This is a genomic window from Thioclava sp. F42-5 (genome assembly GCF_002213195.1).
Classification (GTDB): domain Bacteria; phylum Pseudomonadota; class Alphaproteobacteria; order Rhodobacterales; family Rhodobacteraceae; genus Thioclava; species Thioclava nitratireducens.
The window spans coordinates 97213-120643 of the sequence record NZ_NBNZ01000005.1 but is presented as its reverse complement, the minus strand read 5'-3'; the positions used below and the strand labels follow the sequence as shown (position 1 = coordinate 120643).

Here is a 23431-nt window from a genome sequence, read left to right as displayed (position 1 = left end):
TAAGGAAAACTTATCTCAGGCGCGTTTCGCGACCGCAACGCCCAGAAGTTCGAGCACCTTCGCCTCGATCTGCGGCGCATCCATGCCCGCCGAGTGATACATATCTTCCGGCGAGGCGTGATCGATGAACGTGTCGGGCAGCACCATCGAGCGGAACTTGAATCCGTGATCGAAGACGCCCTGATCCGAGAGGTATTGCGCGACATGGCTGCCGAAGCCGCCCACCGCGCCTTCCTCGATGCAGATCAGCGCCTCGTGCTCCGCCACCAGCCGGTCGATCAGATCGGTGTCGAGCGGTTTCGCGAAACGCGCATCGGCGATGGTCGGCGCAAGGCCGCGGGCTTGCAGCGCTTCGCGGGCTTTCAGAACCTCGGCCAGACGGGTGCCGTAGGAGAGGATCGCAACGCGCGCGCCTTCCGCGATCATCCGGCCCTTGCCGATTTCCAGCGGCACGCCTTCTTCGGGCATGTCGACGCCCATGCCTTCTCCGCGCGGATAGCGGAAGGCGATCGGGCCGTCGTCATATGCTGCGGCGGTGGCGACCATATGGACCAGCTCCGCCTCGTCGGCGGCGGCCATCACGACCATGCCGGGCAGCGAGGACATGAAGCCCACGTCGAACGAGCCCGCATGGGTCGCACCATCCGCGCCCACCAGACCGGCGCGGTCGATGGCGAAGCGCACGGGAAGGCGCTGGATCGCGACGTCATGGACGATCTGGTCGTAGCCGCGTTGCAGGAAGGTCGAGTAGATCGCGCAGAACGGCTTCATACCGGAGGCCGCGAGACCGGCAGAGAAGGTGACGGCGTGCTGCTCGGCGATGCCCACGTCGAAACAGCGGCGCGGATAGACGCCCGCGAATTGCTTCAGTCCGGTCCCGTCCGGCATGGCGGCGGTGATGCCGACGATCTTCTCGTCTTTCGCCGCTTCCTTGATCAGGCTTTCGGCGAAGACCTTGGTGTAGCTCGGGGCGTTGGAGGGCGATTTCTTCTGCTCGCCGGTGTTGAGGTCGAATTTCGCGGTGGCGTGACCGCCATCGGGGCGGCTCTCGGCGGGGGCATAGCCCTTGCCCTTCTTCGTCAGCGTATGGATCAATACCGGGCCGGTCGCGCGCGCCTTGAGCGTACGCAGCAGCGGCAGAAGCTGATCGAGATCGTGTCCGTCGACCGGGCCAACATAGGAGAAGCCGAGCTCCTCGAACAGCGTGCCGCCCATCGCGATGCCTTTCAGCATCTCTTTCGCGCGGCGCGCGCCCAGCTGGAACGGCACCGGCAGCAGACCGACCGCGCCCTTGGCGGCGGATTTCAGGTCCTGCAGCGGGGCCTCGGAGTAAAGCCGCGTGAGATAGCTCGACAGCGCGCCGACGGGCGGGGCGATCGACATCTCGTTGTCGTTGAGCACGACGAACATGCGCTTGCCCAGGTGGCCTGCGTGGTTCATCGCCTCGAAAGCCATGCCGCCCGACATCGCGCCGTCACCGATCACGGCAATCGCGTCGCCAGTTTCAGCGCCCAGCTCGCGGCCCATCGTGAAGCCGGTCGCGGCCGAAATCGAGGTAGAGCTATGGCCCGCGCCGAACGGGTCGTAGGGCGACTCGGAGCGCTTCGTGAAGCCCGACAGCCCGCCCTTGGTGCGCAGCGTGCGGATGCGGTCGCGGCGCCCGGTCAGGATCTTGTGCGGGTAGCACTGGTGACCGACGTCCCAGACGATCTTGTCGCGCGGCGCGTCGAACACGGCATGCAGCGCGACCGTCAACTCGACGACGCCGAGACCCGCGCCCAGATGTCCGCCGGTTTGCGACACCGCCGAGATCGTCTCGGCGCGCAACTCGTTGGCGAGCGTTTTCAGCTCGGCATCGGAAAGGCCTTTCAGATCGGACGGCAGTCGCACCTTGTCGAGGAGCGGCGTGGCCGTTTGGTCGTTCGGGTTGTCGCTCATTGGCTGCCCCCTAGGCGAGCTACATTTCGCGGGAGATAACGAAACGCGCAGCGGCCCGCAAGTTTTCCGCTTCCTCGCCGTAAGGTGAAAGCGCGTCTATCGCCTGGTCGATCAGCTCGCCCTCGCGGAGCCGCGCGCCAGCAAGGCCGAGCAGCGAAACGAAGGTCGCCTTGCCGGCCTCGGCGTCCTTGCCGACCCGCTTCCCGGCGGCCTTTTCGCAGCCCGTCACATCTAGGATGTCATCGTGAATTTGAAAGGCCAGACCGACCGCATCGGCGAAATCGCTCAGAGGGCCCTCGTCTTCGCCTGCGAGGATCGCGCCGGCGCGGGAGGCAAAGGAGATCAGCGCCCCGGTCTTGCCCGCCTGCAGCGCGGTGATCTGGCTCAGCGAAAGGGGATTGGTGGCACTTTCCGCCGCGATGTCGAGCGCCTGACCGTGGCCCATGCCCGCCGCGCCGGAGGCTTTGGCAAGCGCGAGGCTGAGCGCGATGCGCCGCTCTGCCGGGCCGAGGAGGGGATCGGCGCAAAGCTCAAACGCAAGCGTCTGCAGCACGTCGCCGGTGAGCACGGCGGTGGCCTCGTCCCATTTCACGTGAATCGTCGGCTGGCCGCGGCGCAGATCGTCGTCATCCATGCAGGGCAGATCATCATGCACGAGGCTGTAGGCGTGCAGCGCCTCGACCGCGGCGGCGGCGGGCATCGCTTGAGCTTCGGGAATTCCGAAGATCGCGGCGCTTTCGATCGCGAGGAAGGCGCGCAGCCGCTTGCCGCCCTGCAGCGCGTAATGCATCGGGTCGCGCAACGGCCCCTCCGGCTGGCGCGCCACGGCGGCATCGAGCGCGACCTGAACGGCCGCCTGCACCTCTTTCAAACGGGAGGAGAACATTTACAGACCTTCGGCGGGGGCCGTGCCTTGCGGTGCGCCGTCGGTATTGAGCGTGATCTTCTCGACCCGCGCCTCGGCCTCCTTCAGAAGCTTGGCGCAATGCTCTTTCAGCTTGGCGCCGCGCTCGTAGAGCTTGATCGACTCGTCGAGGGGCACGTCGCCGTGTTCCAGTTTGCCCACGACTTCCTCGAGGGCCTTCATCGCCTCTTCGAAGCTCAGCGCGTTAATATCGCTCATCAATCTGCATTCCCGGTGATATGTCGTCCAATAAGGCTCTGACGCCCGGCTTCCTGCAAACCATATCCGGCTCGCGGAGTCGAGATCACCCCGCGAACCCGGCCCAGCAGTGAACGTCTTGTCGCCTATTTCTGGAGCGATTCGAGATATGTCGCGAGGGAGAGGACGCGCCCGCGCGTGGCCAGCACGTCGGTGTAATACGGCGCGCCGTGCCCGCCCTGGTCCATGAACACCTCGCCGAAGACCGGCATCGGCCCGCCATGTGCCCGCACGCCCGTGCGCCCGTCGATGATGTGGATCGTTTTGAGCATCGGGAACGCGCCGTCATTCGCGGCGGCAAGCCCGGTCAGATCGGCAGGTTTCACGGTCAGATATTCGGCCATCGGCCCGGTGCCGGTGCCGTCGTCGCCATGACAGCTGGCGCAATATTGGCCATAGAGAACTTTGCCGACATCGGCGTTCTGAGCGATGGCCGGCGTCGCGGCGAGACATGCCGCGGCGATGAGGTAAGTGAAGCGCATTGTATCCTCCCACAAAGATGACGCGGGGGAAGGTTAGGCGCGAAACGTGATCACGTCTGTGATCGGCGTCAACGAAGAAAGGCGCCCCGTATGCTACGGAGCGCCCCACGAAAAGGGCCATCTCTATTCGAGATGACCCTCCGAGATCTACGGAGATGGTCCGGTTAGGGTCCGAAGGATCCAGCCGTCCCAGTCAGGGTTCTTTGCCCTAGGGTTTGCCCTCAGGCCACGGCCCCCCTCACTGTCCCGACACCTCTCTCCACTATCACTCTAGACACTGGACCACCTCCTTTCATGCGTTGCCGTTATCCACAGCGTGCCACAGATTTTGTGTGTGGCAAGAAAAATCACGCAAGTCTTGGAGAAAGTTTCGTGACGAGTGCCTTGAAAGGCAGCAGTGCGATCAAAGTCAGGGCAAGTTTGACAAGCCAGTCGGCGGTGGCGAGCGACACCCAGAGCGGCACTGTCGGCCCGACGCCCAACAGAGGCAGGGTCTCATTCGCCCAGGACACGTCGTTGCCCGGCTCGAGGAAGGTCAGCCCGGCCGAGAAAGCCACCGAGAAGAAGATCAGCGTATCGAGCGAGGCGCCGATCAGGGTCGAGATCGCCGGGGCGCGCCACCAGACGCCGTCGCGCAGCTTGTCGAAGACGAAGATGTCGGTCATCTGCGCCACGAGGAAGGCCGCGCCGGAGCCGAGCGCGATGCGCAGCGTCACCGCCGGATAGGTGAAGCCGTCACCCTGCAGCATGATCTGGCTGCCGATGAGCGAGCAGATCACCCCCACGACAAAACCCGCGAAGACCACGCGACGCGCGGCACCGGGGCCGTAGACACGGTTCATCACGTCATTGACGAGGAAGGCGAAGGGGTAGGTGAAGGCGCCCCAGGTCAGCCAGTCGCCGACGAGGAATTGCACCAGGATGTTCGAGGCCACGACGATTGCGGCCATGGCAATGATGCCAGGAATATAGCGGGTCATGATGTTCAACCGTTTTTACATGGTAGCGGAGACATGGCCCGGACCAGCCCGGGCAAGGGCGCGCGATACGCCGTCACGACGCGCGCGTCAATCCTTCTTAGCGGTGCGGCGCGTGTTGGGCAGGACGTATTCGACGATTTCGGTGCGCTGCAGGAACCGGAAATTGTCGTCGGAGATCATCGTCAGGCGGATCGCACCCTCGTCGTCGCGCCAGACCGACAGGCCCTCGAGATTGTCGTGTCGTCCCGCGCCGGTTTCCAGCAGAACCTCGCCCCCCGAGATCGAATCGCCGTTGATGTCGAAGACCTGCACGCGCGAGCGGAAGCCCAGAAGGCCCCAGAAGTCGCGCTCCAGCAGATAAAAGCGGCCATCGGGCCCGAAATCCGCACCGACCGGCAGCCAGTTATCGGAGCGCGGGATGGCGAAGGGCTGATCCCATTTGCCATCGCGATAGCGCCAGACCGGGTAGGGCCTGTCCTTCGCGCCCGAGCGTTCGGGCATCGTGTAGAGCGTGCCCTGATCGTCGATCGCCAGCGCCTCGAGCGAGGAGTTGTTCTGCATCTTCGCGAAGGCATCCGGGCGCGGCAGTAGCTCGGCCGGACCGCCGTCGGTCGGGAAATGCGACACCCGCGCCAGCCCTTCGAAGGAGATGTAGACCGAGCCGTCGGGCGCCAGGGCCAAGCCTTCGCTGTCGCCCTGATGGCGGTTGAGCACGCGGCCCTTGGAACTGTGAAGCCAGTTCGGCCCGTTGGTGATCTCGACGTCGCTGATCCGGCCCTGCGCGTCCCGGTCCAGCCGCCCGCGCCAGATCGTCGTGCGGTCGGATTGGGTGATGAAGTTGCGCCCGTCGGGGCCCAGCTCGAGCCCCGAGAAGCCGCCGAAGACGCTCACGCCCGGCATCGTCCAGTGATAGCTTTGCAGGAAGCGGGCGCGCGGTTCCGGTCCGGCCGGCGCGAGCCCCGCGAGAACCGCCAGCCCCGCCCCCGCGATCAGCGCGAAGACAGAACGGCGCGGCATTGGCTAGGCAGGTCCGACATGACGTAGGTCTTGGCGTTCTTTTTCGGCGGCCCTTTCGGCTTGGGCTTCGCTGCGGTTTTCGGCGGGTTGAGGTAATCCGTCACCCACCAGTTCAGCGTCTCGTCACAGCCGTCGCCTCCCTTCGACAGCTGCGCCACGGTCGGCTTCTGCGTCTGGCAATAGCGCGCACCGGGCGGGCATTTCAGGCGGACATGGAAATGGGTGTTGTGGCCATACATCGGACGGATTTTCTGCAGCCAAGCGCGGTCGTTGCGCGGCACCGTGTTGCACATCGCGATTTTCACCGCAGCGGCGACGAAGATGCGGTCGACCCGCGGATCGGCGGCGGCATGGCGCATCAGCTCGAGATGCTGCCGCGTCCAGTTGCCGTTGATATGGCGCTGGTCGGCGGTGCGCACCGAGATCGAGGAGATCTTCTCCCGCTGGGCGCGGCTGAGATTGAGGTTCGTGGCCGGCAGCATCCAGATGTCGGCATCCAGCCCGATCTGGTGGCTGGCATGGCCGCCGGTCATCGGGCCGCCGCGCGGCTGGGAAATGTCACCGATATAGAGCCCGTTCCACCCCGGCAGGGTCGCGGCGTAGCGCGACAGGTCCTGCAGATAGGTCAGCATTGCAGGCTGGCCCCAGTTGCGATTGCGCGACAGGCGCATCGCCTGCCATGTCGGCCCGCTCTCGGGCATCCGTTGCAGCCCGGCGGCGCAGCCGCGCGAATAGAAGCCGATGGCAGAGGGCGCCTGCGCCGAGGCTACCGCTTCCGCGCCAAAAAGCTGGCGGGCGAGCGGTTCGGAGAATCCGGGGGCGGCAGTCAGGCTGAAAGAAAGAGCGGCGGCGAGTAATTTCGCGATCATGGTGAGGGGGGTCCTTCGGGCGCAGGGTCTCCGTGGCTTCTCACGAAGCCTAGCAGGACCAGGCCCAAAAGCAAAAGAACGATGATCGGCGTGATGCCGGTCGACTGATTTCCGCTTATCTGCGTCGTGATCCCGATTGCAAGCGGCGCGATGAAGGCCGTGGCCTTGCCAGACAGCGCGTAGAGGCCGAAATGCTCGGTGATCTTTTCCGGGTCGGCCTGACGCACCATCATCGTGCGCGAGGCCGATTGCAGCGCGCCGCCGCAGGCCCCGATCATGCCGCCAAGTACCATGAAGGCGATGTCGGGCAGTTTGCTGTCGGGGGTGACGGCCATGCCGAAGACGCTTTCGCGCGAGATCATCACGATGCCGAGCACCACGAGCGTGAGGATCACGAGCGTCGTGATGATGACCGTGCGGGGCCCCCAGCGGTCGTCCGCCTTGCCGCCGAGCCATGCGAAAGTCGCGCCGGTGATCGTGCCGAGGATGCCGAACATGCCGATCAGGGTGATCGACCAGTTCAGCACGCCCGCCGCGTAGAGCCCGCCGAAGGTGTAGATGCCGTTGAGCGCATCGCGATAGAACATCGAGCTGAGCAGGAACGAGGTCAGCGAGCGCCGATGTGGCAGCGCGCGGAGCGTCGCGCGCAGTTCCGGCCATGCGCCGCGCAGAGCCGTGCCGATGGGTAGCGCATCGGCTTTGCGCGGCTCGCGCACCCAGAGGAAGAAGGGGATCATGAATACCGCGTACCAGATCGCGGTGAGCGGCCCGACCGCGCGGGTGTCCTCGCGCGTGGCGACGTCGAGGCCGAACAGCGGCTCGATCCCGAGCATGGTTTTCCCGGTCGTCGGGCTCGCCTGCAGCAGCAAAAGCATGATGAACAGCGTGATCATCCCGCCGATATAGCCGAACGCCCAGCCCGAGCCGGAGATGCGCCCGATTTCTTCGCGGGGCCCCAGATCGGGCAGAATCGCATTGGTGAAGGTGGTCGCAAATTCCATACCGATCATGCCGATGGCGAAGCTGATCATGATCGCCATCAGCTTGAAATCGCCCGGCACCGCGTACCATAGCCCCCACGCGCCCAGAACGTACATTACCGAGAAGACCCAGATGAACGGCATCCGCCGCCCCGATCGGTCGGCAATCGCGCCGAGGAAGGGCGAGCCGAGCGCGATGATGATCCCCGCGATGCCCACGCCATAGCCCCAGACGGTCTGCGCCGCGGTGCCCGAGCCCATCAGGTCTTTCACGAAGGGCGCGAAGATGAAGGTGATCAGCAGCGTGTTATAGGGTTGGCTCGCCCAGTCGAAGAACCACCAGCCCCAGATGCGTTTCTTCGCCGTGATCATGTCGCCCTCTCCCCGCCGCGCCAGCAATTGCGGCGATCAAGCCCGAAAAGGGACGGTCTGGCAAGGGGTTCGACGGTCGGGGCATGCCGCGGGCGCGGCAGTGTCACATCTGCGGCGGCCAGGGACGCTTGAGGTCGGCCTCGGCCCAGGCGGTCACGAATTCGGGCAGCGGCGGCGAGGTCGCGTCCTGCCCCATCTCGGCCAGAACCTGCGCCGGTGGGATCATGCCCTTCTTCGAGGTCACGGCACCACGGATCAGCACATGCGAGGTGCATTCGCCGCTTTCGGTGAACATCGCATGCTCTAGCCAGATCCAGCGATCGTCCCAGCCAAGACAGCGCGAGCGCATCTCGAATTTCTGGAAGGCCTGCACCCGGCGGCGATAGCGCGTGGTGTTCCCGGCGACCACGATGCCCCATTTGTTGCGCTTCAGTGCGCCCCAGAGCCCTGTGCGGATCGCAAGCGGAATTCGCCCGAGATCGTAGAGCGTCAGCGTGCGCCCGTTGTTCAGCTCCATCCAGAGGTCGATGTCCCACGGCCAGCAGATATGCTGGCTGACATGCGTGCCCGTGATCGGCAGCGCCGGGGCGTTGCGGAACTTCACGATCTCTTTGGCCATACGGATAACGGGGTACATGCGGGCACTGGTGCTGCGACGCCGCGGGACGGTCAAGAGAGACGTTACGGAAAATGCGCGTGAGCCTGCGGTTGCAATGCCGCGGCGCCTCGCTTACCTGTCTTTGCGATCCAAAGCGGAGGTTTCGATGGTCACGCTCTTTCAGGCCCTGGTGCTGATCCTGAACGTCATCTGGTTCGTCATGATCGCCCATATCATCATGAGCTGGCTTATCAATTTTCAGGTACTGAACCTGCGCCAACCCTTGGTGGCGCAAATCTGGTTCGGCCTAAATAACCTGCTGGAGCCGATCTACGGGCGCATCCGTCGCTTCCTGCCCGACACGGGCGGGCTCGATCTGGCGCCGCTGGTGGCCTTCATCATCCTGATCATCATCCGTCAGGCGCTGTTCAACAACGCGGCCTTCTTCTACGGCAACAGCTTCTGATGCCTGCGGCTGCGGCTGCCGAAGCCCCCGCAGAGCTACTGGCGCGGGTCTGGGGGTTCGACGCCTTCCGACCCGGTCAGGAAGAGATCGTGCGCGCGGTGATCGAGGGCCGGAACGTGCTGGCGATCATGCCGACGGGCGGCGGAAAATCCCTTTGTTATCAATTGCCTGCGCTGGCGCGCGAGGGCGTGACCGTGGTGGTCTCGCCGCTGATCGCGCTGATGCGCGATCAGGTGCGCGCGTTGAAACAGGCCGGCGTCGAGGCGGGCGCGCTGACCTCGGGCAATACCGAGGAGGAGACCGAGGAGGTCTTCACCGCGATCGACCAAGGACGGCTGAAGCTTCTCTACATGGCGCCCGAGCGTTTGGCCTCTGGCGGGGCGCAGCACCTGCTGAAGCGCGCAGGCGTCAGTCTGATCGCGGTGGACGAGGCGCACTGCGTCAGCCAATGGGGCCATGATTTCCGCCCCGACTACCTGCGCATCGGCGAGCTGCGCCGCAGTCTCGGCGTACCGCTTGCGGCCTTTACCGCGACTGCCGACGAAGAAACCCGGACCGAGATCGTCACGCGCTTGTTCGACGGGCAGCCCCCCGAGAGCTTCCTGCGCGGCTTCGACCGACCGAATATCCATCTGGCCTTTTCGCCCAAGGATCAGCCACGCCAACAGATTTTGCGCTTCGCGGCCGCGCGAAAAGGGCAATCCGGCATCGTTTATTGCGGCACGCGGGCGAAGACCGAGAGCTTGGCCAAGGCGCTGAGCGAGGCCGGGCATCTCGCCTGTCACTATCACGGCGGGATGGAGGCCGATGACCGCCGCGCTGTGGAGACCCGCTTTCAGCAGGAAGACGGGCTGATCGTGGTCGCGACGGTGGCCTTCGGTATGGGCGTGGACAAGCCCGATATCCGCTGGGTCGCCCATGCCGATCTGCCCAAGAGCATCGAGGCTTACTATCAGGAGATCGGTCGCGCGGGTCGCGACGGTGCCGCCGCCGAGACGCTGACACTGTATGGGCCCGACGACATCAAGCTGCGCCGGTCCCAGATCGACGAAGGGCTCGCCCCGCCCGAGCGCAAGGAGGCCGATCACGGGCGGCTGAATGCTCTGCTGGGTCTGGCCGAGGCGACCGAATGCCGCCGGGTGAAGCTGCTGCGCTATTTCGGCGAAGAGGCCGCGCCCTGCGGGCATTGCGACCTATGCGATACGCCGCCCGAGGTGTTCGACGGGACCGAGGCCGTGCGCAAGGCGCTGTCCGCCGCGCTGCGCTCGGAGGAACGGTTCGGCGCGGGGCATCTGATCGAGATTCTGCTGGGCTCGCAGACCGACAAGATCAAGCAATGGGGCCATGACAAGCTGCCGACCTACGGGGTCGGGCGCGATCTGAGCCGTCCGCAATGGCAGGCGGTATTCCGGCAGATGATGGGGCATGACCTGATCCGTCCCGACGCATCGCGGCACGGCGCGCTGGTGATGACCGAGACTGCCCATCCGATCCTGCGCGGCGAGCAGTCGATCACGCTGCGCCGCGATCTGGTGGCGAAGGCGAAGACCAAACACGTGGTCCGGACGCTGGTGAGCGACGACGACGCGCCGCTTCTCTCGGCACTGAAGGCGAAGCGGCGCGCGCTGGCCGAGGCGCAGGGCGTGCCTGCCTATGTCGTCTTCACCGACCGCACCCTGATCGAGATGGCCGAGAAACGCCCCGGAACGCTCGACGAAATGGCGGGGATCAGCGGTGTCGGTGCGAAGAAGCTGGAAAGCTACGGCGCGGAGTTTCTGGAGGTGATCGCCGGCGCGGTGGAAGAGATGCACCCGCTGCGCCGCAAGCTCGCAGGTTCGACCGAGGGGGAAATTTACGACCGGTTGGCCGATGCGCAGAGAAATCTCGAACGCGGCGCGGATGGCTATGATCGCCCGCTCTCCTGCTCGGCCTCGACGATCCGCAAGATCGCGGAGACGAAGCCTCGCAACCGCGACGATCTCGCCCGGATTTCCAACCTGCCCGAGGCGAAGCTTGACCGCTTTGCCGAGGCGTTCCTGGCGGTGCTGGCCGACTACCGCTAGGCGGGTTGGTCGACCGCGGTTGGGCGTGCATCTGCGGGGCGATCCGACTGGATGCGTTCGGTAATCTCTCGTTTCTTCAAAGGCTTGGTCAGGTAGTGGTCGATCCCGGCGGCGAGGATGCTCTCGCTGTCGCCCTCCATCGCATGGGCGGTGAGCGCGCAGATCGGCACATGTGCCGCGCCTTCCAACGCCCGGATTTCGCGCGCCGCCTCGCGCCCGTCCATGCCGGGCATCGAAATGTCCATGAAGATCAGATCGGGCTGGAAGCTGCGCCACAGGGCGACGGCCTCATGTCCGTTATTGGCGAAGCGCAGATCGATATCGAGATCCTTCACCATCTTGGAAAAGACCAGCTGATTGGTGCGGTTATCCTCGGCGGCGAGGATCCGCATCGCACGCCGCTCGGTCAGGTCTGGCGGCGGGCTGGGAGGCGGCGGATCAGGTGTCGCTTCGGCGGCCCGCGACAGGTCCTGCAATGCGCGGAACAGTTCCGAGCGCAGCACCGGTTTTTGCAGACAGCCGGTGACACCCTCGTCCATCGCGGCCTTCGCCGCTTCCGGATCGGAGCTGAGCAGCAGGATCGGCACGTCGCCGCCATCCGCCCGAAGCCTCTGCGCCAGCGCCACCCCATCAAGTGCGGGCATCCGATGATCGGTCAGGATCACGTCGAAGGCGCTGCCATCCTCGATCACCTGCAACGCCTCTTCGCCCGAGCGACAAAGCGTCACCTCCAGCCCGTAGGTCTGCAATTGCCGCTCCAGAATGACGCGATTGACCAGAAGATCGTCGACCACCAGCGCCGCGCGCAGCGTGATCGGCGGAGAGGGGGCGTCGATCGCCTCGACCGGTTCGGCGCGGGGCAGCACCAGTTTGAGGCCGAAACACGAGCCTTCGCCAAGCGCGCTGTCCACCCAGACCTCGCCGCCCATCAACTCCACCAGTTGGCGGGTGATCGCGAGACCAAGCCCGGTGCCTTCGAACTTGCGATTACTCTCGGCCTCGACCTGATTGAACTCGCCGAAGACGTGATCGAGCAGTTCGGGCGCGATGCCGATGCCGGTGTCTTCGACGGTGATGTGCAGCTCGTAGTGACCGGCCTCGCGTTCGACTCCTACGACGCGGGCGAGGACGTGACCGGCATCGGTGAATTTCACCGCATTGCCCAGAAGGTTGGTCAGGATCTGACGCATCCGTCCGGGATCGGCCTCGAACCGGGTGGGCAGGAACAGGTCGTAATCCACCAGAAGCTTCAGATCGCGGTCCTTGGCAGAGGGCTGCAAGAGCACCGTCACCTCGTGCAGGCAGCGTTCCAGATCGAAGGGTTCGGGGTAAAGCCGCATCCGCTCCGCCTCGATCTTCGAGTAATCGAGCACGTCGTTGATGATGGTCAGAAGCGCTTCGCCGGAGGAGCGGATGGTCTCGGCGAACAAGCGCTGCTCTTCGGACAGATCGGTCTCGGCCAGCAGGTCCGCCATGCCCACGACGCCATTCATCGGCGTGCGGATCTCGTGGCTCATATTGGCGAGGAAGGCGGATTTCGCGCGGTTCGCCGCCTCCGCCCGGTCGCGGGCGTCGCGCAACTCCGCTTCGCGCGCGACGGCGCCGGTGATGTCCTGCGCGAAGGTGACGAGATCGCCCTGCGCGCCCCATGTGTCGTTGAGCCGGAACCAGCGGCCATCCTGCGTGCGCAGCGCCATCGGGGGGATCTCGGTGCGACGGATGCGTTCGCACATCTCGAAATGCCAATCGTGCGGATCGCGCCCCTGCAGGTCGAAGACACCGCGCTCTGCCGCGATCCGCATCACTTCGTCATAGGCGACGCCGACGCCGATCGCGATTTCGCCTTCAAAGAAGGAGAGGAACAACTGGTTGGCGGCGACGAGGCGCAGATCGCTGTCGAAGACCGCGAAGCCGTCCGAGATCGAATTGACCGCGTGCCACAGCCGCGCCTGCGCGATCTGGGCGAGCGAATTGGCCCGTTCGAGATCGTTGCGCACGCGGCTGTTCTCTCCCAGCAGGGTTTCGCGTTCGCTAAGCGCGCGGGCAAGACCTTCGCGCTGCTCCACAACTTGATCTGAGAGCATCCTTGCGTGCTGGGCCAGCTTCTGGTTGGCGGCGAAGAGTTCCTGGCGCTTCTGCTCCAACAGCTTTTCCGCCGCGAGTCGCCCGCGGCGTTCCCGTGCCAGTTTCTCTGCGATCGCCTTGTGCATGGACGCGGCAAAGCCCCCCGTGTGGTCCGGGAGGCAGAGTTGCAGTGCTGCGTGAAAGGCGGGTTAACCGCGATGATGGGCGGGCGGGAAAATCCTTAAATTGCTATGGATTGCCCGCCCGCTTGACCCTCAAAGACCGGGCCTCAGAGACGTTCGATCGAGAGCGCGATGCCTTGGCCGCCGCCGATGCACATGGTGACGAGGCCGTGCTTGCCGCCGGTGCGCTCCAGCGCATGCAGGGCCTTCACGATCAGGATCGCGCCGGTGGCGCCGACCGGGTGGCCGAGCGCAATCGCGCCGCCATCGGGGTTCACCTTCGACGCATCCAGACCCAGCTCGCGCGAGACGGCCAGCGCCTGCGAGGCAAAGGCTTCGTTGCTTTCGATCCAGTCGAACTCGGAGGCCTGCATGCCGGTCTTTTCCAGCAGCGCGCGCACGGCGGGGATCGGGCCGAGGCCCATCACCTCGGGGCGGACGCCCGCGATGGCGTAGCCGGTGATCTTGGCGCGCGGGGTCAGACCCGCCTCTTTCGCGGCCTCTTCGCGGGCCAGAACCAGTGCCGCCGCACCGTCATTGATGCCCGAGGCGTTGCCCGCGGTGACCGAGCCGTCCTTCTGGAAGACCGGCTTGAGCGAGGCGAGTTTCTCGAGGCTCGTCTGTTTCGGGTGCTCGTCGGTGTCGAAGACGGTCGTGCCCTTGCGCGTGGTGATCTCGACGGGGGCGATCTCTTCCTTGAAATGGCCCTCGGAGATCGCTTTCGCCGCACGCTCCTGGCTTTCCATCGCGAAGGCGTCTTGCTCTTCGCGCGAGATCGAACACTCGGCGGCCACGTTCTCGGCGGTCACGCCCATATGGCCGGTGCCGAAGGGGCACGACAGCGCGCCGGTCATCATGTCGAGCATCTTCGTGTCGCCCATCTTTTGACCGAAGCGGGCGGCGGGCAGGATATAGGGCGATTTGCTCATCACCTCGGCACCGCCTGCCAGCGCGAAATCGGCATCGCCCAGCATCAGCATCTGCGCGGCGGACACGACCGCCTGCACGCCGGAGCCGCAAAGGCGGTTCACGTTCATCGCGGGCGTGCCGACCGGGACGCCGGCATTCACCGCCGCCACGCGGCTGAGATACATGTCACGCGGTTCGGTGTTGATGATATGGCCGAAGACCACCTGACCGATCTTGTCCGCCGACACGCCCGCCCGCGAGATCGCCTCTTTCGAGACATGGGTGGCGAGGTCGATCGGCGCGAAGCCGGACAGCGTGCCGCCGAACGTGCCGATAGGCGTGCGGGTGCCGGAGAGAATGACGATACCGGTCATGGGTAGCCTCCAATGTTTGGGTCGGCGCGAGGGTAGCGAATGGGCTGACCCCGCGCCAGCGCGCCCGCATGGTTATGACGAGACGTCATTTGCCAAGGGCACCGGGTTGAAACTCGTGACATAGGGAACACATTCTAGAAATCGAATATGACTAGGAGGCCGACATGACTGCCAACCCGATCGTCAAAGGGTTCTGGGATCGTCCCACCGGAAGCTGGCAATACGTCTTTCACGACCCCGATACGATGAAGGGGGCGGTGGTCGATCCGGTCTGGGATTACGACCCGCAGGCGGGTGCCACGACGCTGGGCAATGCCGAGAAAATCCTCGATTACGTCAAGGCCGAGGGGATCGACGTGGAGTGGGTGCTCGATACGCATCCCCATGCCGACCACTTCTCCTCCGCCGTCTGGCTGGCTGAGAAACTGGGCGCCAAGCGCGGCATCGGCGAGCGCGTGCGCAAGGTGCAAAGCCTCTGGGCCGAGATCTACAACACGCCCGAGCTGCCGCAGGACGGGCGGCAATGGGATCACCTGTTCGCCGAGGGCGAGACGTTCAGGATCGGCAATCTCGATGTGAAGGTGATGCTCTCGACCGGGCATACGCTGGCCTCGATCACCTATGTCGTGGGCGATGCGGCCTTCGTGCATGATACGCTGATGCAGCCCGAAAGCGGCACGAGCCGGGCGGATTTTCCGGGTGGCTCTGCGGCCGAGCTGTGGGATTCGATCCGGGCGATTCTCGATCTGCCCGCCGAGACGCGGCTGTTCATCGGGCACGACTATCCCGGCGAGGGCAAGGAGCCGCAGACCGGCGCGACCGTGGCCGATCACCGAAAGCACAACAAGCACGTCAAGGACGGCATCAGCCGCGAGGAGTACATCAAGACGCGTGAAGAACGCGATGCGACCCTGCCGCTGCCCAAGCTGATGCTGGCCGCTTTGCAGGTGAATATCCGCGGCGGGCGCAAGCCCGAGGCCGAGGGGGATGGTCGGTCTTACCTGAAAATCCCGCTCGACTATTTCGAGCCGCGGTAAGCGTTAGCCGCGTGGCAGTTCGGCCCGGCCCTCGGGGGTCAGCAGCCACGCGTCGCGGCCTTCGATCACCACGGTCGAGAGCGGGTGGCCATAGCCCGCGCCGGAATCGAGATTGAGGCGGTTGCCGTAATGGGTGGCCGCCTTGATATTTGTATGCCCATGCACGATCAGCGCCCCGTGGTCGCGCGGATCGGTCAGGAAGGGTTTGCGGATCCACAGGAGATCATCCTCCACCTGATCCTCTATCGCCACGCCGGGGCGGATGCCGGCGTGAACGAAGATCGCCTCGCCGCGGGAGAAATAGGCGGGCTGTCCAGCGAGCCAGTCGCGATGGGCCTGCGGGATGGCGGAAAGCTCCGATGTGACCTCGTCGAGTGGGCGCGAGAACGCGTCGGGGATGCCGTAGCTCTCCAGTGTCGCCTCGCCGCCCACACGCGGATTGAGATAGGAGACCTCTGCGCTGAGGATCGGGTCTTCGGTATAGGGATCGTCGAGGAAGCTCAGGAACATCCGGTCGTGATTGCCGCGCAACACGATCCAGTTCTCGCCGCTCTGCTGACCTTTCATCAGGTAGTCGATCACCCCCGCCGAGTCCGGTCCGCGATCCACCAGATCGCCGACATGCACGATCGGGGCCTCTGTCTCGCCATATGCGTCGCGATCCGCCGCAATCAGGTCATGCGCCCCGCGCAGCTTGTCGAGATGCCCGTGAATGTCGCCGATCGCGTAGGTCCGCATGAGTGCCCCTTCCAATGCAAAGGCCCCCCGCGCACGGCGGAGGGCCCGGTTTCAACCGTTCAGCTAAGTCAGCCGAGGACGAATTCCAGCGGCTTGACCTGCTTGAAGCCGCCCGAGGTTTTCAGCGCCTCGACAACGTCCGCGCTGACCGCCTCGTCGACATAGGCGATGGCGATCGCTTCGCCGCCCTGCTTGGAACGACCCAAGGTGAAGTTCGCGAGGTTCACGCCCTTCTCGCCGAGGATCGTGCCGAGCTTGCCGATGATGCCGGGCACGTCGTCGTTGGTGGTGTAGAGCATGTGCTCGCCCACTTCGGCGTCGATGTTGATGCCCTTGATCTGGATGAAGCGCGGCTTGCCATCCGAGAACACGGTACCCGCGATCGAGCGTTCCTTGCTTTCCGAGACGACGGTGACCTTGATGTAGCCCTCGAAGATACCGGTCTGGTCCTGCGAGGTGGTCGAGATCTGGATGCCGCGCTCTTTCGCGATGACCGGGGCGGAGACCATGTTCACGTCCGGCTGGCTGGCCTTGAGGATGCCCGAAACGACAGCCGCGTCGAGCGCCTTGAGGTTCATCTCGGACGCCACACCGTCGAAGGTGATGTTGATCGCCTTGATCGCGTCCTCGGTCATCTGGCCGATGAAGCCGCCGAGGTGCTGCGCGAGTTTCACCCAGGGGCCCATGACTTTCGCTTCTTCAGCGGTCATCGAGGGCATGTTGAGCGCGTTCTCGACGGCGCCGTCCAGCAGGTAGTTCGACATCTGCTCTGCCACCTGCAGGGCCACGTTCTCCTGCGCTTCGGTGGTCGAGGCGCCGAGGTGCGGCGTGCAGACCACGTTCGGCAGGCCGAAGAGGACGTTATCGGTCGCCGGTTCCTCGGCGAAGACGTCGAAGGCCGCGCCTGCGACATGGCCCGACTTGATCAGATCGGCCAGCGCCTGCTCGTCGACCAGGCCGCCACGCGCACAGTTGATGATGCGCACACCGGGCTTGGTTCTCTGCAGGTTTTCCTTCGAGAGGATGTTGCGGGTCGAATCCGTAAGCGGCACGTGCAGAGTGATGAAGTCGGCGCGACGCAGCAGCTCGTCCAGCTCGACCTTCTCGACGCCCATATTGGCCGCCTTCTCTTCGCTCAGGAAGGGATCATAGGCCACGACCTTCATCTTCAGACCGCGCGCGCGGTCGCAGACGATGCCGCCAATATTGCCCGCACCGATCACGCCGAGCGTCTTGGCGGTCAGCTCGACCCCCATGAATTTCGACTTTTCCCACTTGCCGGCCTGCGTCGAGGCATCGGCTTCGGGGATCTGACGCGCAACGGCGAACATCATCGCGATGGCGTGCTCGGCGGTGGTGATCATGTTGCCGAAGGGCGTGTTCATCACGATCACGCCTTTCTTGCTCGCCGCTTCCTTGTCGACATTGTCGGTGCCGATACCGGCGCGGCCGACGACTTTCAGGTTGGTCGCGCTTTCCAGCAGTTTCGCCGTGACCTTGGTGGCCGAGCGGATGGCGAGACCGTCATACTTGCCGATCACCTCGGCGAGCTTTTCCTTGTTCTTGCCGAGCGAGGGTTCGAAATCGACCTCGATGCCACGGTCACGGAAGATCTGGACGGCGGTTTCCGAGAGCTTGTCGGAGACGAGAACCTTGGGGGCCATTTTCTGGGCTCCTTGAATTTTCAGGATATCGGGAAAGGACGGGCCCGGAGGCCCGCCAATCTGTCACGGATCACGCTTGCGCGGCGATCTCGGCCTCGAAGGCGTATTCGACCCAAGGCATCAGCGCCTCGACATCCGCCGTCTCGACGGTCGAGCCGCACCAGATGCGCAGACCGGCCGGGGCGTCGCGATAAGCACCGAGATCGAGGCCCACGCCTTCATTCTCGAGCCGCTTGGCCACGGCTTTGGCGAAGGCTGCGCCATCCTTGATGCGATCGTCGGTGAACTTCACGCAGACCGAGGTGGTCGACGCGGTCGCCGGATCATTGGCGAGATTCGCGATCCACGGCTTTTCAGCGCAGAAATCCCACACGACTTTCGCGTTGGCATCGGCGCGCGCGATCAGGCCTTTCAGCCCGCCCACCGATTTCGCCCAGTTCAGCGACACGAGGTAATCTTCGACGCAGAGCATCGAGGGGGTGTTGATCGTCTCACCCTTGAAGATGCCTTCGTTCAGCTTGCCGCCCTTGGTCATGCGGAAGATCTTCGGCAGCGGCCAGGCGGGGGAGTAATTCTCCAGCCGTTCGACCGCGCGGGGCGACAGGATCAGCACGCCGTGACCGCCTTCGCCGCCCAGCACTTTCTGCCAGGAGAAGGTGGTGACATCGAGCTTGTCCCACGGCAGGTCCATCGCGAAAGCGGCCGAGGTGGCGTCGCAGATGGTCAGGCCTTCGCGGTCCGCCGGGATCGCATCGCCATTGGGGACGCGCACGCCCGAGGTGGTGCCGTTCCACGTGAAAACGACGTCGGTGTTGAAGTCGATGGTGGAGAAATCGACGATATCGCCATAGTCGGCGGTCTTCGTCTCGGCCTCGATCTTGAGCTGCTTGACCACATCGGTCACCCAGCCGGCGCCAAAGCTTTCCCAAGCGACCATCGTCGCCTTGCGCTCGCCCAACAGCGACCACATCGCCATTTCGACGGCGCCGGTGTCGGAGGCGGGCACGATGCCGATGCGGTAATCGGCGGGCACGCCCAGAATTTCGCGGGTGGTGTCGATCGCCTCTTTCAGCTTCGCCTTGCCGATAGCGGCACGGTGCGAACGGCCCAGCGGCGCGTCATTGAGCATGTCGAGGGAGAAACCAGGGATCTTCGTGCAGGGGCCCGAAGAAAAACGCGGGTTTGCCGGCCGCGTAGCCGGAGCTTGAATAGCCATTGCTGGTATCCTTCCAGATATGTGCCCTTCGTTGGGGAAGGGTGTCCCGCCGCCGGATGTACGCGTGGGTCCGCTCTGGTGCAAGGGGAGAATTCATCGCGAGGCCACACCTGCGTCAAAATGATGCCGGATCTCGATGCAGACTGGTGCGGCGGTCGTGATGTTGTATCGTTTCAACGATACGCGCCGGCGAGCATATGAGCCAAGGCAGAATTTTATATTATAAACAGTATGATAAATCGTTCAGTTCGTGACATTTGTTCGCGTCACTCCGCTCGAACTGGGCGACCCAAGAGCTTTCAGACATGACTAAAGACAGCGCCCCGGAGGCAGCCGTGATCACGCCGATGCGAATTTGCATCATCACCCTGATGAAGAACGAAGGGCCTTTCATCCTCGAATGGTTGGCCCATTGGCGCAATCTCGGGGTGACCGATTTCATCGTCTTTTCGAACGACTGTTTCGATGGCACGGATGCGATTCTTGACCGGCTCGATGCTCTCGGGGTCGTGCAACACTTGCCCAACCCAGCATATCTGGCGGACACCAAACGCTTCCATCGACACGCCTTGGCTTACGGGTCGCAATTGCGGCGCCATCGCGAGGCCGATTACACGATGATCTGCGATACCGACGAATTTCTGCACATCGACGTGGCGGATGGCACCCTTCCGGGGCTTCTGGCATTGCACGATTATCCCGATGCGATCTCCTTCGGCGAGCTGCTCTTCGGGTTCGGAGGGCGAGAAAGCTTCGAAGAAGGTCTCGTTACCGAGCGGTTCACCTGGGCGATCGACATGAGACCCGGAGCGCGCCGTGCCCGTCGTGGCGTGAAGACGATCGCAAAGGTCACGCCGACGGTCCTCGAATGGAACAACCATCGTCCGCAGATGGAGCGACGGCGCGGCATTCGTTGGCTCGACGGTGCCGGCGTCCCGGTGCCGCGTAAATTCCGTGTCGGAACGGATCGCGGCTACGATGTGCGCGGGCGATATGATCAGGCATGGCTCGCGCATTATTCGGTACGCTCGGCGGAAAGCCTGTTACTGAAAATGGAGCGCGGCGACGCGGTGCGGCCGGACCGGCTGACTGCCAATTATGCGCGCAAACGCAGCTCTGCGCGCGAAGAAAACCGGACCATGCTGCGCTATGGATTGGCGATCCGGCGCGAGATGGGCCGCTTCCTCGAAGATCCGGTGTTGTCCGCGTTGCACACCGCGGCGATCGACGCTCATCATGCGCGGATCGCCGAACTGAAAGCCGACCCCGAGATGGCGGAGGTCTGGAAGACGTTCCGCGAAGTCTGCCAGACAGAGATAGCAACGCGCGCGGAGCGTTCCGGAACGGGTGAAGCCAAGAAATAGCGAGGCGACCGACACCCGGGGAGGAGGCGCAGGTTGCCCCGTGGCGACGCTCTGGCATGCGCCGGGAAATTGGTCTAATTCCGGCATCAAAATTCGGAGCCGATATTCCCCAAGGAGCGCGCATGTTTACCGCCACGCTGATCGCTGACCCGAAAGAGGCCAATCTGGATCAAGGCACGCTCGATGCGCTCTGTGGCGCATGGGGCGGTGGCGATGCGCGTTGGCTCAACCCGAATGTCGCAGCCGAGTTCATGGTGAACCGCGTGCCGTCGAATCGTTGGGAGGCGTGGGAGGGCCTGCAGGGGCTGGGCGTCGATCTGGTCGTGCAGCCCGCCGAGGGGCGTCGCAAGCAGATGCTGCTGGCAGATATGGACTCGACGATGATCCAGCAGGAATGCATCGACGAGCTGGCCGACGTGGCGGGCGTGGGTGAACGCGTGAAGGAGATCACCGCGCGGGCGATGAATGGCGAGCTGGATTTCGAAGGCGCGCTGACCGAGCGGGTCGGTCTGCTGAAAGGGCTGCCCGAGAGCGTGATTTCCGAGGTGATCGCGAACCGCATCAGCTTCATGCCCGGTGGGCACGATCTGGTCGCGACGATGAAGGCCAATGGCGCTTACTGTGTGCTCGTCTCGGGCGGCTTCACGGCCTTCACCGGCTATGTCGCGGAGACGCTGGGCTTCGACGAGAACCGCGCGAACCTGCTGCTGGTCGAGGATGGCAAGCTGACGGGCGTGCCCTCGCAGCCGATCCTCGGGCGCGAGGCCAAGGTTCAGGCTTTGCTGGAAATTTCGGAAAAACTGAAGCTGGATCATGCGCAGGTCATGGCCGTGGGCGATGGGGCGAACGATCTGGGAATGCTGAAGCTCGCCGGTGCGGGCGTGGCGCTGCATGCCAAGCCCTCCGTTGCCGCCGAATGCGACATCCGGATCAACTTCGGTGATCTGAGCGCGCTGCTCTACATTCAGGGCTATGCGGTGGAAGATTTCGCCTGACCGCCCTGCCAGACTTCGGTCAGGCGCCAATCGTCATCGAAATGCACCAGATCGCCTGCGAGACCGGGGACGATCCGGCCCACCGGCGCGCCAATTGCCTCGGCCGGGATACGACTTGCCATCGCAAGCGCCTGTTCCGGTGATACGCCAACCGTCTCGATCATGAAGCGCACCGCCTGCGGCAGCGACAGATCGGCCCCGGCGAGCGTGCCGTCCTCCAGCCGCAGCGCCCCGTCGCGGCGCAGGATGCGGCGACCGGCGAGATCAAACTCGGTCAGATCGGACCCGGCGCAGGCCATCGCGTCGGAGACGAGGAAGACCTCGCCCTGCCGTTTCGCCTCCAGCGCCAGCCGGATCGTCTCGGGATGCACATGGATGCCGTCCGCGATCAGCCCCACGGAGACCGGCTGCGACAGCGCCGCGCCGACGAGACCGGGTTCGCGCGCGCCCAGTTGGCTCATCGCATTGAAGAGATGGGTGACCATCCGCGCGCCTGCCGAGATGGCCTCTTGGGCCTCAGCGAAGCTGCAATCGGAATGGCCGAGGCTGACAACGATACCGGCATCGGAGAGGCGCGCGATCTGCTCGGGTGTCGCGTTGGCGGGCGAGAGAGTCACGATCAGCGCGGGCAGCCCGGTCTTCGCCTCCAGCAGCGTCTCGATATCCTCTTCGTCCATCGGTCGGATGCAGCCCGGCGGGTGACAACCGGGGCGCTTCGGGTCGAGATGCGGGCCCTCCAGATGCAGCCCGCCGAAGCCCGGCACTCGCGACACGGCGGCGATACCTGCCGCCAGCACGGTCTGGGTCGCGGCGCGGGTGTCGGTGATCAGCGTCGGCAGGATCGTCGTCGCGCCAAGATCGGCATGCGCGGCGCAGATCGTCGCGATCGTCTCCAGCGTCGCGCGCCCGTCGAGCATCACGCCGCCGCCGCCGTTCACCTGCAGATCGACAAGCCCGGGCGCGAGCGTGCCTCCCGGAAACTCGATCACCTCGCCCTCTGGCAGCTCGGCGATCGGGCAGAGCGCCGAGATTCGACCCTGTTCCAGCACGATTGCATAGTTTTCGTGGAAGGCGGCGCCATCGAAAACGCGCGCGCCCGTCAGGATCAACTTGTCCAAAACGCATCCTCCATCGCCAATGCCAAGGCACCGTCCAGCGCGTTGCCTTTCGCCGCCCGCTGCGGCCAATCTCGCACCGCCAGACCCTGTCCAAGTCCGCCGAGCCACGTCACGGGCAGCGGCTCTTCGGGTTGCAACAGTGCGATGGCCTCCCGAATCTCCGTCTGCGCAGCCTCGCGCACGGCAACCGCGGCAGGGTCGGTCGACTGCAGGACGCGCGGCGCAAACCGCGCCCAATCGGCGGGTGTGGCGTCGAGACTGAACGCGATCAGCCCGTTGCGCCCGTTCATCTCGTCGAGGAAGTCGCGCAGCAGCGGCGTCACCGGGCAGAAACCATCCAGCGCACGCCCCGCCCGCATTCCGAGCGCCCGGCCCATCCAAGCGCCCGAGCCCTCATCGCCCAGCCGCAAGCCCCAGCCACCGATCGCGTGTTGCTGACCGCCCAGCTGCCGCGCGAAGAACGAGCCGGTGCCAATGGCCGCGACGATACCGTCCTCCGGTCCTAGGGCGCCGCGCACCGAGGTCGTCACATCCTGTACGACGCGGGCGGGAAAAGGCAGCTCGGCGGCCAAAACCTCGGCGGCGGGCGCATGGTTCGCCCCGGCCAGCCCGAGCACCGCGCGAATCTTCGGTGCATCGAGGGGCCCCATCGCAGTTTCGATGGCGGTGAAGATATTCCGCCGCGCCGCGTCGTAGTCGGAGGCGATATTCGCGGAGCCGGCCTCGCCGCGCCCGATGACGCGGCCTGACGCATCGGCGAACACCGCCCGGCATCCGCTGCCTCCGCCATCGACTGCAATGAAATGCATCCCCGCCTCCGTTTTCTGCGTAACAGTGCCAAAT

The 23431-nt window shown here is 64.7% G+C and carries 21 protein-coding genes; 5 read left to right on the top strand and 16 right to left on the bottom strand.

What is annotated here, in order from left to right:
* Nucleotides 1-15 precede the first annotated feature (15 nt).
* From dxs to B6V74_RS13960, 9 genes are all read right to left on the bottom strand, one after another.
* On the bottom strand, nt 16-1938 hold the full coding sequence (gene dxs, locus B6V74_RS14000) for a 1-deoxy-D-xylulose-5-phosphate synthase (RefSeq protein ID WP_088723138.1): 1923 nt from the start codon (nt 1936-1938) through the stop codon (nt 16-18).
* A 19-nt stretch (nt 1939-1957) separates the two neighbouring features.
* A complete protein-coding gene (locus tag B6V74_RS13995; protein WP_075775338.1) occupies nt 1958-2824 on the bottom strand; it encodes a polyprenyl synthetase family protein in 867 nt (288 codons plus the stop codon).
* Nucleotides 2825-3061, bottom strand: a complete 237-nt coding sequence (locus tag B6V74_RS13990; RefSeq protein ID WP_088723137.1) for an exodeoxyribonuclease VII small subunit — start codon at nt 3059-3061, stop codon at nt 2825-2827.
* A 125-nt stretch (nt 3062-3186) separates the two neighbouring features.
* Entirely contained in the window at nt 3187-3582 is a 396-nt protein-coding gene (locus B6V74_RS13985; protein ID WP_088719848.1) for a cytochrome c, read from the bottom strand.
* 347 nt (nt 3583-3929) lie between these two features.
* Complete coding sequence (locus B6V74_RS13980) at nt 3930-4562, bottom strand: queuosine precursor transporter (protein WP_075775341.1); 633 nt, start codon at nt 4560-4562, stop codon at nt 3930-3932.
* A gap of 87 nt (nt 4563-4649) precedes the next feature.
* Entirely contained in the window at nt 4650-5579 is a 930-nt protein-coding gene (locus tag B6V74_RS13975) for an esterase-like activity of phytase family protein (protein WP_075775342.1), read from the bottom strand.
* Nucleotides 5552-6448: a penicillin-insensitive murein endopeptidase gene (gene mepA, locus B6V74_RS13970; protein WP_088723136.1), complete on the bottom strand. Its 897-nt coding sequence runs from the start codon at nt 6446-6448 to the stop codon at nt 5552-5554. The genes B6V74_RS13975 and mepA overlap by 28 nt, the downstream gene beginning before the upstream one ends.
* Nucleotides 6445-7800 (bottom strand): MFS transporter, encoded by a 1356-nt coding sequence (locus tag B6V74_RS13965; RefSeq protein ID WP_088723135.1) that lies wholly within the window; start codon nt 7798-7800, stop codon nt 6445-6447. Before B6V74_RS13965 ends, mepA begins: the two co-directional genes overlap by 4 nt.
* Before the next feature lie 103 nt (nt 7801-7903).
* Nucleotides 7904-8437 carry an acyl-CoA thioesterase gene (locus tag B6V74_RS13960; RefSeq protein WP_075775345.1) on the bottom strand — a complete coding sequence of 178 codons (534 nt, stop codon included), beginning with the start codon at nt 8435-8437 and terminating at the stop codon, nt 7904-7906.
* A 127-nt stretch (nt 8438-8564) separates the two neighbouring features.
* Between B6V74_RS13960 and B6V74_RS13955 the strand changes: the two genes are divergently transcribed.
* Nucleotides 8565-8864, top strand: a complete 300-nt coding sequence (locus B6V74_RS13955; protein WP_075775346.1) for a YggT family protein — start codon at nt 8565-8567, stop codon at nt 8862-8864.
* Entirely contained in the window at nt 8864-10927 is a 2064-nt protein-coding gene (recQ, locus tag B6V74_RS13950; RefSeq protein ID WP_088723134.1) for a DNA helicase RecQ, read from the top strand. Before B6V74_RS13955 ends, recQ begins: the two co-directional genes overlap by 1 nt.
* Here the strand turns inward: recQ and B6V74_RS13945 are convergent.
* Both B6V74_RS13945 and B6V74_RS13940 read right to left on the bottom strand, forming a co-directional pair.
* The gene (locus B6V74_RS13945) at nt 10924-13137 is read right to left on the bottom strand and encodes a response regulator (protein ID WP_088723133.1); all 2214 of its coding nucleotides are present in this window, start codon (nt 13135-13137) and stop codon (nt 10924-10926) included. The two genes, recQ and B6V74_RS13945, sit on opposite strands and share 4 nt — an antisense overlap.
* Nucleotides 13138-13280: 143 nt before the next feature.
* A complete protein-coding gene (locus tag B6V74_RS13940; RefSeq protein ID WP_088723132.1) occupies nt 13281-14456 on the bottom strand; it encodes an acetyl-CoA C-acyltransferase family protein in 1176 nt (391 codons plus the stop codon).
* Nucleotides 14457-14620: 164 nt separating this feature from the next.
* Here B6V74_RS13940 and B6V74_RS13935 point away from each other — a divergent pair, with 164 nt between their 5' ends.
* Nucleotides 14621-15493 (top strand): MBL fold metallo-hydrolase, encoded by an 873-nt coding sequence (locus B6V74_RS13935; RefSeq protein ID WP_088723131.1) that lies wholly within the window; start codon nt 14621-14623, stop codon nt 15491-15493.
* Between the two features lie 3 nt (nt 15494-15496).
* On the opposite strand, the gene B6V74_RS13930 is transcribed toward B6V74_RS13935, so the two are convergent.
* The 3 genes from B6V74_RS13930 to B6V74_RS13920 form a co-directional block, all read right to left on the bottom strand.
* The gene (locus tag B6V74_RS13930; RefSeq protein WP_088723130.1) at nt 15497-16231 is read right to left on the bottom strand and encodes a metallophosphoesterase family protein; all 735 of its coding nucleotides are present in this window, start codon (nt 16229-16231) and stop codon (nt 15497-15499) included.
* Nucleotides 16232-16299: 68 nt separating this feature from the next.
* Entirely contained in the window at nt 16300-17895 is a 1596-nt protein-coding gene (serA, locus tag B6V74_RS13925; RefSeq protein WP_088723129.1) for a phosphoglycerate dehydrogenase, read from the bottom strand.
* Between the two features lie 70 nt (nt 17896-17965).
* Nucleotides 17966-19111, bottom strand: coding sequence for a phosphoserine transaminase (locus tag B6V74_RS13920; RefSeq protein WP_088723128.1), 1146 nt, complete (start codon nt 19109-19111; stop codon nt 17966-17968).
* A 305-nt stretch (nt 19112-19416) separates the two neighbouring features.
* Between B6V74_RS13920 and B6V74_RS13915 the strand changes: the two genes are divergently transcribed.
* Nucleotides 19417-20475 carry a glycosyltransferase family 2 protein gene (locus tag B6V74_RS13915; protein ID WP_088723127.1) on the top strand — a complete coding sequence of 353 codons (1059 nt, stop codon included), beginning with the start codon at nt 19417-19419 and terminating at the stop codon, nt 20473-20475.
* A gap of 122 nt (nt 20476-20597) precedes the next feature.
* The gene (gene serB / locus B6V74_RS13910; protein WP_088723126.1) at nt 20598-21470 is read left to right on the top strand and encodes a phosphoserine phosphatase SerB; all 873 of its coding nucleotides are present in this window, start codon (nt 20598-20600) and stop codon (nt 21468-21470) included.
* On the opposite strand, the gene nagA is transcribed toward serB, so the two are convergent.
* Both nagA and B6V74_RS13900 read right to left on the bottom strand, forming a co-directional pair.
* Nucleotides 21446-22588: an N-acetylglucosamine-6-phosphate deacetylase gene (gene nagA / locus B6V74_RS13905; protein WP_088723125.1), complete on the bottom strand. Its 1143-nt coding sequence runs from the start codon at nt 22586-22588 to the stop codon at nt 21446-21448. The genes serB and nagA overlap by 25 nt on opposite strands.
* On the bottom strand, nt 22576-23397 hold the full coding sequence (locus tag B6V74_RS13900; protein ID WP_088723124.1) for a BadF/BadG/BcrA/BcrD ATPase family protein: 822 nt from the start codon (nt 23395-23397) through the stop codon (nt 22576-22578). Before B6V74_RS13900 ends, nagA begins: the two co-directional genes overlap by 13 nt.
* Between the last annotated feature and the right edge of the window lie 34 nt (nt 23398-23431).

Coding starts and splice junctions, on each gene's coding strand:
- dxs (WP_088723138.1), bottom strand. CDS start 1,938: ATGAGCGACAACCCGAACGACCAAACGGCCACGCCGCTCCTCGACAAG.
- B6V74_RS13995 (WP_075775338.1), bottom strand. CDS start 2,824: ATGTTCTCCTCCCGTTTGAAAGAGGTGCAGGCGGCCGTTCAGGTCGCG.
- B6V74_RS13990 (WP_088723137.1), bottom strand. CDS start 3,061: ATGAGCGATATTAACGCGCTGAGCTTCGAAGAGGCGATGAAGGCCCTC.
- B6V74_RS13985 (WP_088719848.1), bottom strand. CDS start 3,582: ATGCGCTTCACTTACCTCATCGCCGCGGCATGTCTCGCCGCGACGCCG.
- B6V74_RS13980 (WP_075775341.1), bottom strand. CDS start 4,562: ATGACCCGCTATATTCCTGGCATCATTGCCATGGCCGCAATCGTCGTG.
- B6V74_RS13975 (WP_075775342.1), bottom strand. CDS start 5,579: ATGCCGCGCCGTTCTGTCTTCGCGCTGATCGCGGGGGCGGGGCTGGCG.
- mepA (WP_088723136.1), bottom strand. CDS start 6,448: ATGATCGCGAAATTACTCGCCGCCGCTCTTTCTTTCAGCCTGACTGCC.
- B6V74_RS13965 (WP_088723135.1), bottom strand. CDS start 7,800: ATGATCACGGCGAAGAAACGCATCTGGGGCTGGTGGTTCTTCGACTGG.
- B6V74_RS13960 (WP_075775345.1), bottom strand. CDS start 8,437: ATGTACCCCGTTATCCGTATGGCCAAAGAGATCGTGAAGTTCCGCAAC.
- B6V74_RS13955 (WP_075775346.1), top strand. CDS start 8,565: ATGGTCACGCTCTTTCAGGCCCTGGTGCTGATCCTGAACGTCATCTGG.
- recQ (WP_088723134.1), top strand. CDS start 8,864: ATGCCTGCGGCTGCGGCTGCCGAAGCCCCCGCAGAGCTACTGGCGCGG.
- B6V74_RS13945 (WP_088723133.1), bottom strand. CDS start 13,137: ATGCACAAGGCGATCGCAGAGAAACTGGCACGGGAACGCCGCGGGCGA.
- B6V74_RS13940 (WP_088723132.1), bottom strand. CDS start 14,456: ATGACCGGTATCGTCATTCTCTCCGGCACCCGCACGCCTATCGGCACG.
- B6V74_RS13935 (WP_088723131.1), top strand. CDS start 14,621: ATGACTGCCAACCCGATCGTCAAAGGGTTCTGGGATCGTCCCACCGGA.
- B6V74_RS13930 (WP_088723130.1), bottom strand. CDS start 16,231: ATGCGGACCTACGCGATCGGCGACATTCACGGGCATCTCGACAAGCTG.
- serA (WP_088723129.1), bottom strand. CDS start 17,895: ATGGCCCCCAAGGTTCTCGTCTCCGACAAGCTCTCGGAAACCGCCGTC.
- B6V74_RS13920 (WP_088723128.1), bottom strand. CDS start 19,111: ATGGCTATTCAAGCTCCGGCTACGCGGCCGGCAAACCCGCGTTTTTCT.
- B6V74_RS13915 (WP_088723127.1), top strand. CDS start 19,417: ATGACTAAAGACAGCGCCCCGGAGGCAGCCGTGATCACGCCGATGCGA.
- serB (WP_088723126.1), top strand. CDS start 20,598: ATGTTTACCGCCACGCTGATCGCTGACCCGAAAGAGGCCAATCTGGAT.
- B6V74_RS13900 (WP_088723124.1), bottom strand. CDS start 23,397: ATGCATTTCATTGCAGTCGATGGCGGAGGCAGCGGATGCCGGGCGGTG.